At 68.2% G+C, this 12448-nt stretch carries 7 protein-coding genes and 2 pseudogenes; 5 read left to right on the forward strand and 4 right to left on the reverse strand.

The annotated features are described in order from the left end of the window. Positions 1 to 436: 436 nt before the first annotated feature. Both M8C17_RS19810 and M8C17_RS32325 read left to right on the forward strand, forming a co-directional pair. The gene (locus tag M8C17_RS19810; protein ID WP_252418003.1) at positions 437 to 1408 is read left to right on the forward strand and encodes a serine hydrolase; all 972 of its coding nucleotides are present in this window, start codon (positions 437 to 439) and stop codon (positions 1406 to 1408) included. A 207-nt stretch (positions 1409 to 1615) separates the two neighbouring features. Further along, positions 1616 to 1785, forward strand: a pseudogene (locus M8C17_RS32325) (IS21 family transposase); the annotation flags it as partial. An 896-nt stretch (positions 1786 to 2681) separates the two neighbouring features. Here the strand turns inward: M8C17_RS32325 and M8C17_RS19815 are convergent. The 3 genes from M8C17_RS19815 to M8C17_RS19825 form a co-directional block, all read right to left on the reverse strand. Beyond that, a complete protein-coding gene (locus tag M8C17_RS19815; protein ID WP_252418004.1) occupies positions 2682 to 2885 on the reverse strand; it encodes a hypothetical protein in 204 nt (67 codons plus the stop codon). Between the two features lie 429 nt (positions 2886 to 3314). Further along, positions 3315 to 3566, reverse strand: a complete 252-nt coding sequence (locus M8C17_RS19820) for a hypothetical protein (RefSeq protein ID WP_252418005.1) — start codon at positions 3564 to 3566, stop codon at positions 3315 to 3317. A 92-nt stretch (positions 3567 to 3658) separates the two neighbouring features. Then, a complete protein-coding gene (locus M8C17_RS19825; protein WP_252418006.1) occupies positions 3659 to 4909 on the reverse strand; it encodes a sodium:proton exchanger in 1251 nt (416 codons plus the stop codon). Positions 4910 to 5227: 318 nt separating this feature from the next. On the opposite strand from M8C17_RS19825, the gene M8C17_RS19830 reads away from it, so the two are divergent. Further along, positions 5228 to 5578, forward strand: a complete 351-nt coding sequence (locus M8C17_RS19830; protein ID WP_252418007.1) for a helix-turn-helix transcriptional regulator — start codon at positions 5228 to 5230, stop codon at positions 5576 to 5578. A gap of 187 nt (positions 5579 to 5765) precedes the next feature. Here the strand turns inward: M8C17_RS19830 and M8C17_RS19835 are convergent. Next, a pseudogene (locus tag M8C17_RS19835) lies at positions 5766 to 6169 on the reverse strand (transposase); the annotation flags it as partial. Positions 6170 to 7344: 1175 nt separating this feature from the next. On the opposite strand from M8C17_RS19835, the gene M8C17_RS19840 reads away from it, so the two are divergent. Together M8C17_RS19840 and M8C17_RS19845 are read left to right on the forward strand one after the other, a co-directional pair. Then, positions 7345 to 10566 carry a S8 family serine peptidase gene (locus M8C17_RS19840; RefSeq protein WP_252418008.1) on the forward strand — a complete coding sequence of 1074 codons (3222 nt, stop codon included), beginning with the start codon at positions 7345 to 7347 and terminating at the stop codon, positions 10564 to 10566. A gap of 297 nt (positions 10567 to 10863) precedes the next feature. Next, positions 10864 to 12330 carry a serine/threonine-protein kinase gene (locus M8C17_RS19845; protein WP_252418009.1) on the forward strand — a complete coding sequence of 489 codons (1467 nt, stop codon included), beginning with the start codon at positions 10864 to 10866 and terminating at the stop codon, positions 12328 to 12330. The last annotated feature ends 118 nt before the right edge of the window (positions 12331 to 12448 follow it).

A 12448-nucleotide genomic window follows, 5' to 3' on the forward strand; every position in this document is an offset into this window, starting at 1 on the left:
TTGCCGCTTGCGGTTCATCGGCCCCAGGCTCGACGCCGGCAAACAGAACGGGGTCCTCCACCTCGCCTGCTGTTGCCTCGTCCAGTTCCCAGCAATCGAGCCCGGCAGCCCAGCCCTTGCTCGACGACCCCACCTTGATGGCATCCCTGAAGACCTACATCTGTGGGGCGCCTGAGCTGCCGTGCCCGCCATCTTGGGTTGACTCGACAACCATGGCGAAGGATGGGGACTCGATCAGGACCCATCTACCGATAAAGAGCGACACGGCCGGTGCCGAGTCAGCTGGCAGGTGCCTAAACGATCGGTGCGGCGGGCGGTGCGGCGGCAGCGTCACCGGCGGCAGTGCGCCCGATTCATAGCGTGTGCGGTAGCACACACATGGTGATCGCAGCTGACGTCAAGGCTGCTACAAGCTTGATCTTGGACATTTGTACACATGAACGACGCCGCACCGCGTGGCCGGCGACCCGCCCGCTATCTCACGGTCGCGCTGGCCGTCGCCCTCTGCTGCGCCCTCGTCGTGTTCATGAGTGTCCGCGCCGGCCACACCGCAGCCGCCCCGCCGAGCGAACCGTCGCTGACGGACTCGCCGTCGGACCAGCCGTCGGATCCGCCGTCGGACCCGCCGCCGGCAGATCCGACGCTGCCGGCTGACCCGCAGCCCTTGAAGGTCGCCCCGGGTGACACAAGCGTGGCGGTCGCCGCCTCGGTCCAGACCTACCTCAAGAGTCAGGGCGACCAGGGTGCGGTAGCCGTCCTGGACGCGACGACCGGAGCGCAGGTGGCGGTGAACGCGGACGTTGGATTCCATACGGCCAGCATCGTCAAGGTGGACATCCTCGCCACCCTGCTGCTCCAACGCCAGACGGAACAGGGTCTCACCGCGAACGAACGAAGCCTGGCGTACGACATGATCACCAAGAGCGACAACAACGCCGCGACAAGCCTCTGGAACGAGATCGGCGGCACCTCTGGGCTGGCCGCCGCCAACCGCACGCTCGGCCTGAGCGAGACCACCCCCGGCACCGGCAACTCCTGGGGTCACACGACCACCACAGCGAAGGACCAGCTTCGCCTCCTACAGGATCTGACCAGCACCAGCGGCCCGCTCAACGCGACCAGTCGCAGCTATGTGCTGAACCTGATGAGCCAGGTCGAGAACGATCAGGACTGGGGCGTGCCGGCCGCGGCGTCAACGCAGGCCACCGACGTGTACGTGAAGAACGGCTGGCTGGACGACGCCACCGACAATGGGCTGTGGATCAACAACAGCGTCGGCCGGATCGTCGAGCCTGGCCACGACTGGCTGGTCGTGGTGCTAACGAGCGGGAACACGAGCGAGAGCAGCGGCATCAATGTCGTCGAGCACGCCGCGACCCTCGCTGTGAGCGGCCTGCGCGCGTCGTAGCCGGCACCCACCTACCCGGTGCACCCCTATGCCTGGCCGGCACCGGCCCGGCCCAGCTGCCGGTGGCGCTCGGAACGATGGGCGGCTCCCTGAATTTCTGGTCGTACTTCGACGGCTGGGGCTACGTACACCTCTACCGCAACCAGAACGGCAAGATGACCGAACTGGCTCCGGCTGAATCGGGACCACCTCCTGAAGCATCGGGAGGTGCTGAGCGTGGAGGACTGGGCGGAGATCCGGCGGCTTACGGCGGTCGGAGGGGATGGCGATCCAGGCCACAGCACAGCGATTGAGGATGTCTCCGCAACACCGTGCAAAAGGCCCTGCCCAGTGACGAGCCGCCGCGGTATGGGTGGGCAGCGAAGGGCTCGATCGTTGGTGGTAGCCCGTAAATGCCGGTTGCAGCCGTGGGGGCGTCGTTGACGACGCTCGGGTCGATGCTCCAGCGACTGGCCATCGCCATCCGTCCGATTCGGACGGTGTTGTTTCGTACCAGGCTGTCCACTCATCGTCCGACCAGTGTTCCCATCCGTGTTCCATACCGCGAGTGCCGATGCCCAGTTCGATCTCGTCGGCCGTCGGAGCGCCGACGAACAGCGGAATCTCGCCTCGCTCGCCGTTGAAGCAGTAGGCGCGCGACAGCTCACCATCCAGGGCCCGGGCCCAGGCTTGATAGTCCGGAACTCGTTCGTAAGCGAAGAACTGCACCTCGCCCAGATGCTGACTCAGCACTCTGAGCCAATCGGGGAAGGGCGGCTCGGTCGCGTCGAAGCCCGGTGGCATATGCCGCCGGCCGTGGGCGAGGGTCCAGCCTGGCACCGCCGCGTGGGATGGACGTTAGGCCTGGCTTGCGGTCGTCGTCTTCCTGAACGCGATGGTCAACCTGTCCTACTACCTGCGCTGGATCGTCCCGACCTACCCCGCGCTCGCATCGCCGGACAGCGACCAGCCCCGTCGCATGACACGCCGGGGAGGCGATGGTCGGCGAGGGGTGCGGCGACCCCTGCCGCCCTCACCTTCGCGGTGGGCGTCCGCGCGGGCCTGCTTCGGGGCGTGGCGGCGTCGCCGTAGGCACCGAACCCGGAACACCCACCACACCCACCGGTCCCGACGGTCGCCCGGCCGGGCGTAAGGCGAGGCTCCGACGGGATGTCTGCCAGTCCAGGGACAAAGATCGCGGGGAGCGAATGGACCACCACCACGTCCTTGCACCAGTCGCGGCACGGCATCGATCAATCGGCTCGTGGGTACCGAACCCGTGGTGCCGTTCCTTCTACTTGATAGCGATGACAACAGCGGCCAGGACAAAGCCTGCCGCGGCGATGACCGCCAGGCAGAACATGACGAACAGCGGAAGATCGCCGCCCATCAAGCGTCGCCGTTGTGGTGGTCTGCCATCAGATCCGAACATCGCAAGAGCCCTTTCCTGTTGGACGGTTCCGCCTTCGGCCTCGTTCGGTGCGTTCGTTGACGACACCGGTGGGCAGGTGAACGGCTCAGCGGCGGTTCCGTAGTCGCTGGGCGAGCTGTCGTAGCCGTCGCGGGTTCTCGGGCTTCTTGAGCTGCTCGCGGCCCTTCCGGATCATCCGCTGTCCTTGCGGACTGCCGACGAACCGGCGGATGCGATCGATGATTGATGCCATGGTCCTGACCCTTCAATTGTGAGGAACAAGCCGATAGGGGTTGCTAGTCGCACCGGCGACCGGGCTGTGGGTGGCCCGTCTGCGCCCGTCGACGTGGACACTGCGGGCGGAGGGCCTTGGTCTTGTAGGTTTGATCAAGTTCCTCGGCTGAACGCGACCGCTTCATCTGCGGCGGTGTGGCGACAGACGCAGTCAACTGTTGTGATCGCCGGTTGGCCGGCAATAGTTCCGTGGGCTCGTCGCGGAGCCAGGGATATGGATGATCACTTCTCGGCGGTGGCTTCAGTCGCGTCGGCGACTGTTCCCGTGATGTCAGTGACCGCTCCTGTCGTTTCGGTGACCGCCCCGGTGGCGGTGTCGACGAATGTCTGACCCGCCTCGGTGATGCTGCCGGCGGCCTGGCCTGGTAGGTCGGCCAGACCGCCGGGCAGTTCGATACCAAGCTCGCTGACTTGGTCTCCGGCTCCTTGCAGCAGTTCGGTTGCCTTGTCCTTGAACATGTCGAACAGACCCATGGCAGTAGCCCTTCGGTTGATGTCTGGGGGTATGGAGATGCCCGCTGCCCCTGAGCGGCACCGATGCTCGGCAGCTCACGTTGGCGCTGCGTCTAGCGTCCGCTGCCGTCTACCGCTTGCTGTACGCGCTGCTGGTTGTCCGCCGGGTCAGCCGGCGCCGGTCGGAAGGGTGCGGTGAGGGTGGGCAGGATGTGGCGGCGGTTGCGGATCAATGCCGCGAGGGCGATCGCGGCGTAGATGCCGGACAGCACGTAACGCGCTGTCTGGCCGGGCAGGGCGAATTGCACGACGAACAGGCCGAGCAGGGTCCAGGCGGCCCAACGGGGGAACCGCAGGGCGAGTAGTGCGGCGACGCCGAGGAGGGTTTGGGTCGCGGTGAGCAGGAATTCCTCCACCTGGCGGGCGTCCAGGTGCAGGGATGTGGTGCCACCGCCGAGCAGGTAGGCGATGGGAAGACTGCCGACGAGCAGGGTCCACTGATTGACCTTGCTGGAGATAAGCGTGCCGATCGCGGCGGCGCCGTTACCGCGTACGGCGAACAGGATCGCGACGATGAACTCCGGGGCCTCCGACGCCAGCGGCGCGAGCCACTGCACGAGCAGGAACTGGTCGATGCCGAGCTGGGTGCCGGTGCCGATGAGCGCGTGGGCGAATGGTTCGGCGCAGGCCAGGATCACCGCGGCGGCGAACGTGAACAGGCTGACAACAAGGACGCGGCGGGTGCGTGTCGGAAGCTGGCCGATAACGGCTGCCGGGCCGACCAGGTGGGGCTCTTCGACCTCGCTGCGGGAGACTTTCCACAGGTAGAACACGAAGAAACCGAGCAGGGCGAACCCGAGCAGCAGCGAAATCTGACCGGTTACCGGGATGACGAACGCGACGACCGACGCGATCGCCAGGAACCCAAGTTCGACCCGGTAACCGGACTCCAATGTCAGCTCCCGTACCGACTTGCCGGTGCGCCGCTTGGCGATCGCCAGGGAGACGAGGACCACCACTGACCAGCCGAGGCCGAGCAGCAGGCGGTTGGAGCCGGTCATGTTCGCCGCGGCGTAGGCGACGTACTCCGGGTTACTGCCGGCGGTGTAGGCGAAATATAGATCGACGGCGTACTCGGGCAGCACGGCGATGACGGCGAGGATAGCGATCGCCAGCCCACCGGAGATGTCCACCTGCGCGGCCTCGGCGGCCCAGGCCAGCACGAATGACGCCGCTACGACCGCCATGCCGAACAACAGCAAACCCACCACCGGGGTCGGGGACACGCCGGCGAACCGCACAAACAGCGCGGGCACCGTCAGGCCGGCACACAGGGCGAGCGGGCGCAGCAGCTTCGAGAACATAGTTCTCCTTCCCGGTCGGCGACCTGCCTCGACCGGGGGATTCCCAGGGGTCTCGGCCAGACGCAACATCGACTGGCCGAAGGTCTCGCCCACCCACGTCAAACGCGGGCCCTGCCGGCGGAGAACACCAGGGTTCTCAGCATGTCGACTGGCAGGCTTGCGGGCTACTCCCCTTCGGAACCCGACCAGCGTGACACACGCTTCGTCGCTTTCGCAACCAACGAAACGAGGCGATAATCCTCAACGTCCAGGTTGCCCCTGCGGAACAATAGGATCGCCATGCCGAACCCGCCGCCACCTGACACCGCGGAGCCATTGGTGCACGCCGACGCGGAGCCCACCCGGGCCCAACTTGCGGCCGCAGCCGCTACCTTCGCCCTGCTCGCCAGCCCGACCCGGCTGCACCTCGTATGGCTGATCACCCGAGGCTCCTACGACGTAGGCACCTTGGCGAAGCGCGTCGGGGTAGGCATCGCCACCGCCAGCCAACACCTGGCCAAACTTCGCCTCGTCGGGGTCATCACCGCGCGCCGCGAGGGCCGGCACCACATCTACGCCGTCGACGACCCCCACATCGTCACCATGGTCGAACAGATCTTCGACCACATCGCCCCCGACGGCAGCCTCGCACCCGACCCGCCCTCGCGCCCAGCCACCGACACCGCCTAACCGCCCCATCCCTCCCAGTGCCCGGACTGGACTGCGACGCGGCCCGCAAGCCGGTCCTGCAGCGATCGAACGATGTGTGGGGTAGGCGGCCACAGCACCGCCCAGGGGCCCGAGTCCGGCACAACCGAAGCGGGCCGCGCATACAGCAGCGGGGCTGTCTCGCTAACGGTGTTTCCGGCGATCTTGGTTAGTAGGTTTCAGCGGCTGGGAAGCGGTCGCTGAAGGTGATGGCGAAGGCGTTCAACGCGGGTTTCCAGCGCATCGTCCATCGGGTTCTTCCTACTCCGGTGGGGTCCAGGGACCGGGTCACCAGGTACAGACACTTCAACGCGGCCAGCTCGTTGGGGAAGTGGCCGCGGGCTTTGATCGCCCACCGGTAGCGGGCGTTGAGTGATTCGATCGCGTTGGTGGAGCAGATGACGGTGCGGATCTCCACGTCGTAGTCGAGGAACGGGATGAACTCGGCCCAGGCGTTGTCCCACAAGCGGATCGCCGCGGATACTGCCCGCCCCACTTCTGCGCCAGGTCGTCGAACGCGGCCCTGGCGGCGGTGGCATTCACGGCGGTGTAGATCGGCTTGATGTCGTGTTTCCTTGGCCGCCCGGACCAGCTCAGCGGCCTCCTTCGCCTCCGCCGAGGGCTCCGCGCGCTTCTTGCGTCCGCTCTGATCATTATGTGTCGCGGTCATCACGGCACCCTCCTCACCAGGCACAACGCCTGACGGGTCAGGCCGGGAACAACGTTAGATCCACAGTCCCTGTGTGGTGCGATCGGAGAATCGGTCAGACCACCGGACAAGAGTGATTGAGCGCGATCGCGTCTATTCACCTGCGATCCAGGACGAAGTCGTTCTCGGGCGCGTCGCCGGGCTTCCCGGGCACCTGTAGGCGCGTCCGCCCGCCTGGACAGGACCGGGTCGTCTGCTGTGTGCGCACCGCCCGGTCCTGTTACTCCCGGCCCCTGACGTCACTCGGACGACTTCCCTCATCCACCGGATCCGCTCCGCCGGAGAACCGCTACTTCCCGCATCCGCGCCGTTCATGTCAGGGCTGAGCAAGCTCGCCCAGCCGCGCACCCAAACGACGACCAAGCCGACGAGGCTTCCCACGGCCCTCCGACGTGGTCATCAGCGCCTCCCGCAGTTGCGCCTCGGTGGCCTGGGCATGGCCTCGTCGGCGGGGGCTTGCGGTGGTGGCTGCTGCTGCGCTCAGCCTCGCGGTGGGTGTCGCCGCAGACCTGCGGACGTGGCGGCCGGGCCATAGGCACCGATAAGGCGGCCCGGTGAACGGTGAGGGAACCAGCCATGACATCGGTTTGCGAGTCGGTGGTCAAATGAGGTCGAATCCGTTGGTCTGGTACTACCCACATGCGAACGAAGGAGTGTGGCATTACCCGAAAGGATGAGCTGATGGATCAGGCGACGGAGGCCGTCTCTCCGCGTCCTTTCGGCCTCGCACTGCTCGGCGTTTGGGTGGCTGTACGCCCAGCACGAGTGGCGAGCCTGAGGTCGTGGACGCGATCCTCGCCTGACCAGGGCCGCTAGCGCCGCGCTTCTCGGGCTACTACCGACCCACGAAGCCGCAGACGTTCCTGACCTACAACGTCCTCGGCGGGGCGCTCTGGGGCATCGGCGTCCTACTCGCGTCAGTGTTACGGGCGACCGGTCCGGTGTGACGAATTCGTCACACCGAGCGCTGGACCAGTGACGGAGGCAGCCCCGCCCCGTCCTGGCACTGCCCTCCCCATCACCTCCCGAAGGAAGCGACGTGAGTAGAACCCCCACACGACGCGGCCGCGCAGCGGCTGCGGTCGTCGCGTCGGTGTTGACCGCCGGCGCCCTCACCACAGCGTTCGCCGGATCCGCCAGCGCCCAGCCGTCCGCCAACGTTGTCAAGAGCAGCCCCACAGGGTGGAGCCCCACTGACCAGGACCGGCTGGCCGAGGCCCGCAACAACGGCCAGCAAAAGGTTACGGTCCTAATCGGAGCGCAGTCCGGGCAGACCGGCACTGTCGCCGACGGCCTCGCCGGCCTCGGCGCGGACGTGCTCTACCGCGATGACGACCTGAGCTACCTACGGGCCAGCATGGCCGTCGATCGGGCCGACCGGGTTCCGCGGCTCAACGGCGTGCAGACCGTCGAGATCGACGCACCGGTCCCGCTGCCGGACCCGGCCCCGGACGCCTCCCAGCCCCCGGCACCCCAGCCGGCGCCCGGCAAGAACACTCCCGCCGCCAACCCATACATGCCGATCAACGACATGGGCGCGGCGCAGTTCGTGGCCGAGCACCCCACCCTCGACGGGCGCGGTACCACCGTCGGCATCCTCGACACCGGCGTCGACCTGGCACACCCGGCCCTGCAGAACACCACCACCCGTGAGCGCAAGATCGTCGACTGGGTCACCGCGACCTCCCCCACCGACGACGGCGACCCGACCTGGATCAGCATGGCCAAGAACGTCTCCGGGCCGAGCTTCACCGTGGACGGCCGCACCTGGACCGCCCCGGGCTCCGGCTCCTACCGCTTCGGCGTCTTTAACGAGCGTGACGCCGCTCTCGGCGGTGAGGTCGGCAACGACGTCAACCGGGACGGCAACCCGACCGGCAGCAGCGGCCTCTTCGGCGTCCTGTGGGACGGCGGCACGACCGTCTGGGTCGACACCAACCAGAACGGCACCTTCGCCGACCAGACCCCGATGACCGACTACAAGCTCCGCTACGACGTTGGCACCTTCGGCATAGACAACCCGGCGACCCCGATCGCCGAGGCGATGCCGTTCGTGGTGCAGGTCGATGGCAAGGGCAAGTTCGTCAACATCGGCATCGTCTCCGGCGCGCACGGCTCGCACGTCGCCGGCATCACCGCCGGCAACGGGCTGTTCGGCGGCAAGATGACCGGCGCCGCGCCGGGCGCCAAGCTGATCTCCGTCCGGGTCTGCATGTTCGTCGGCGGCTGCACCTCGCACGCCCTAATCGAGGGCATGATCTATGCCGCCAAGCAGGCGAACGTCGACGTCATCAACATGTCGATCGGTGGCCTGCCGTCGCTCAACGACGGCAACAACACCCGGGCGCTGCTCTACAACCGCCTCATCGACCAGTACAACGTGCAGATGTTCATTTCGGCCGGCAACAGCGGGCCGGGCACCAACACCGTCGGCGACCCGTCGGTCGCCGAGAAGGTCATGAGCATCGGGTCGTACATCACGGACGCCACCTGGCGGGCCAACTACGGCTCCAGCTCGCCGTACCAGGACAACCTGCACTATTACAGCTCTCGTGGCCCGGCGGAGGACGGCGCCTTCAAGCCCAACATCGTCGCCCCCGGGTCGGCCATCTCGTCCATCCCCACCTGGCAGCCGGGCGGCCCCGTCACCGGCACCTACGAGCTGCCCCCGGGCTACGCCATGTTCAACGGCACCTCGATGGCCTCTCCGCAGGCCGCCGGTGCCGGAGCGCTGCTCGTCGGCGCAGCCAAGGCGCAGGGCTTCCAGCGCAAGCCGGCTCAGCTCCGGCAGGCCATGATGTCCTCGGCCCGCTTCCTCGACAACATCGGCGCGTACGAGCAGGGCGCCGGCCTGATTGACGTGCCGGCGGCGTACGACGTGCTGCGCAAGAACATCAAGACCGTCGACATCACCTCCTCAGTGCCGGTGAACACCGTGCTGTCCGGCTTCCTCGCCACCCCCGGCGTCGGCGTCGGCATCTACGACCGTGAAGGCGTCACGGTGGGCCGCAAGTACACCCGCACCTACACCTTCACCCGCACCACCGGCGGGTCGAAGACCGTCACCTACGACCTGTCCTGGGCGGGCAACGACGGCACCTTCTCGTCCGGCACCTCAGTGGCTCTGCCCCTGAACAAGCCCGTCGAGGTACCGGTCGCGATCAACCCGGCCACGCTAGGCGCGCACTCGGCGATCCTGCGACTGGACGACCCGGCGACCACCGGCGTCGACTACCAGACGATGAACATGGTGGTCGCCCCGTACACCTTCGCGGCGGCGGACAACTTCCAGGTGACGATCAACGGCAAGGTCGGCCGTAACCAGTCGCTGCGCTACTTCTTCCGCGTGCCGGCGGGCACGCCGGCGCTGAAGGTGGACTTCACCGGCCCGTCCAGTGAGCCGGGCGCCGGCCAGGCGCGGTTCCTGCGCTACCACCCGTACGGCGTGGCGATCGACGACAACGCCTCCACCTCGTGCTTCGTCCCGGCCGCGGGCGCCTGCGCCACCGGGTCACCGAACAGCCGCACGACCTCCAACCCGCTGGCCGGCGTCTGGGAGGTCACCGTGGACGGCCGGCGTACCTCCGATGCGGAGTGGACCAAGTTCGCGTTGACCGCCTCGGTCCTCGGCGCGACGGTCTCCCCGAACCCCGACGTGATCGACTCCGCCACGCTGAACGTGCCGGTGTCCCGGTCGTACTCGCTGACCAGCACGCTCGGCTCGTTCACCGGCCGGGCGGTCGGCGGCACTCTGGGCAGCGCCCGGCAGGGCCAGTTCGCCATTGGCAACGGGACCGTCCAGGAGTACGACCTGACGGTGACCCCCGGTTCCACTCAAATGCGGGCCACCATCGGTGGCACCTCCGACCCAGCCGCCGACCTGGACCTGTACGTGCTCAACTGCACGTCCGGGACCTGCGTGGAGGCCGGGCGCAGCGCCGACGGCGACTCCGAGGAGTCGGTCACCATCGCCAACCCGGCGGCAGGCGCTTGGAAGGTGCGTGTCGACGGGTACTCGGTGCCCTCCGGCTCGACCAGCTACAACTACATCGACGTCTTCACCAACCCGGCCTTCGGCACGGTCGCCGTGAGCGACGCGAACGCGCCGCGCCCCAGCGGCACCTCCTGGACTGTGCCCGGCTCCGTGACCGTCAAGGCCGCCCCTGCCACCGGCCGAATGCTGTACGGCACGGTGCAGGTCCGCACCGACACCAACATCCTGATCGGCAGCGGTGACATCCTTGTACGAAACGTAGGCTGACACTCCTTGAGGCAGGAGGCCCGCCCCCGGTTCTCGGGAGCGGGCCTCCTCGCGTTCGTCATGCATCCGATCCGCCGGCCGTCCCATAAGCCTTCGATCCCACTGGTCCGGTAGACGATCGTGTCGTTGCGGTTGCCCGGCTCTTGGGGCGCCGCGCGAGCAGCTCTGCTTTCCACTGCGCGACCGACGCCCGATAGTCGAGCTTCCCTGCTCGGGTTACAGCACGCTGTCTCCCCGCTGGCTAATGCGGCGGCGGCAGGGCGGTTGATGGATGGTGACACCGGGCGGGCAGACTGGATGACCATGTCGCCGTTCATGCCCACCCTCCGGTTGCACGATCGGTACGTCTTGCGCGAGCGCATCGGGCTCGGCGGGATGTCGGAGGTGTGGCGCGCCGACGACGAGGTGCTCGGCCGGCCCGTCGCCATCAAGGCACTCGCTGGCGAGTTCGCCGTCGACCCGCAGCTGCGGGCCGCCATCCAGCGGGAGGCCCGCGCGGCCGCCCGGCTCACCCACCCGCAGATCACCCAGGTGTACGACTACGCCGAGGCGACCCTGCCCGGCGGTACAGTCGTGCCGTACCTGGTCATGGAGCTGGTCGACGGAGGCAACTTGGCCGACCGGCTCACCAGCGGGCCGCTGGCCTGGCCGGAGGCGGTCCGGGTGGCCGGGCAGATCGCTGCGGCGCTGGCCGCCGCGCACCGCATCGGCGTGGTGCACCGGGACATCAAGCCGGGCAACATCATGCTCACCGAGACCGGCGCCAAGGTGCTCGACTTCGGCATCGCCGCGCTCGCCGGCCCGCACCACCCGCTGGCTGGGCAGACCGGTGAACTGCTGATGGGCACGCCGGCCTACTTCGCGCCGGAGCGGCTGGCCGCCGGCCCGCCGGACCCGGCCAGCGACGTCTACGCCCTCGGTGCGCTGCTCTACCGCACCCTCACCGGGGAGGCGCCGCTGCCCGTGCGGACCTGGGAGGACGCGCTGGAGGTGCACGGCCGGCACAGCCCGGTGCCGCCGCTGCGGATCCCGGGCCTGCCCACCGACATCGCCGAGGTCACGCTCGCCTGCCTGGCCGCCGATCCGGCCCGCCGGCCCACGGCGGCGCAGCTCGCCACCCGGTTCGGCGCCGGCCAGCCGGCCGACCCACCCACCGCGATCCTGCCCACGCTTGCGGGCGGCCCGGCGGCCGTCGCTCCGGCGCACCCGCCCACGCTGATCGACCGCCCCCCGATGGCACGGCCGCAACGACTGGGACTTCCAGCCGGCTCATCGCGCCAGTCGAACCGGCTCCTCGGCGTGCTCGTCGCGGCCGGCCTCACCCTCGTCGTGGGTCTGGTCGGGGTACTCGCCCTCGACGACGGATCGGACACTCCGCCCGCTGCGGGACCGTCCAGCGTCGGGCCCGTCGACCAGCCGACGTCGGAAGCGCCGCGCCCGCCGTCCGGGTCAACTACCGCTGCGCCACCGACCGGCGGAATCACTTCGGTCACCCTGCAGCAGTTGGCCGCCCAGCTGGCGGGGGTGATCGACAACGCGGAGCGCCGGGGCGAGATCGACCCGAAGACGGCCGAGGAGTTGCGGGACAAGCTCGCCGAGCTGGATCGGGGCAAGCCGAAGGATCGGGCCAAGCGGATCGGGGAGTTGACCGAGCGGATCGCTGAGGCGGGTGACCGGGGCCGGATCAGCGCGGACACCGCGAACCGCCTGCGGGACCTGCTCGACGGGTATTCCCAGGAGCGCCGCGGTGAAGACGACGACTGACAGCTCAGGTGGCTGGGTGCCCCGGTGCCATTCACCCTCAGCGCGATCGATACGAGGTGACGCAGGGCGTGCCGTATTAAGCAATTTGTCCCGACCCTGTCCGCGTGCGTGTTTCGTA

Origin of the sequence: Micromonospora sp. RHAY321 (genome assembly GCF_023896955.1) — a bacterium.
Lineage (GTDB): Bacteria > Actinomycetota > Actinomycetes > Mycobacteriales > Micromonosporaceae > Micromonospora.

Coding starts and splice junctions, on each gene's coding strand:
- M8C17_RS19825 (WP_252418006.1), bottom strand. CDS start 4,909: ATGTTCTCGAAGCTGCTGCGCCCGCTCGCCCTGTGTGCCGGCCTGACG.
- M8C17_RS19810 (WP_252418003.1), top strand. CDS start 437: ATGAACGACGCCGCACCGCGTGGCCGGCGACCCGCCCGCTATCTCACG.
- M8C17_RS19845 (WP_252418009.1), top strand. CDS start 10,864: ATGACCATGTCGCCGTTCATGCCCACCCTCCGGTTGCACGATCGGTAC.
- M8C17_RS19820 (WP_252418005.1), bottom strand. CDS start 3,566: ATGGGTCTGTTCGACATGTTCAAGGACAAGGCAACCGAACTGCTGCAA.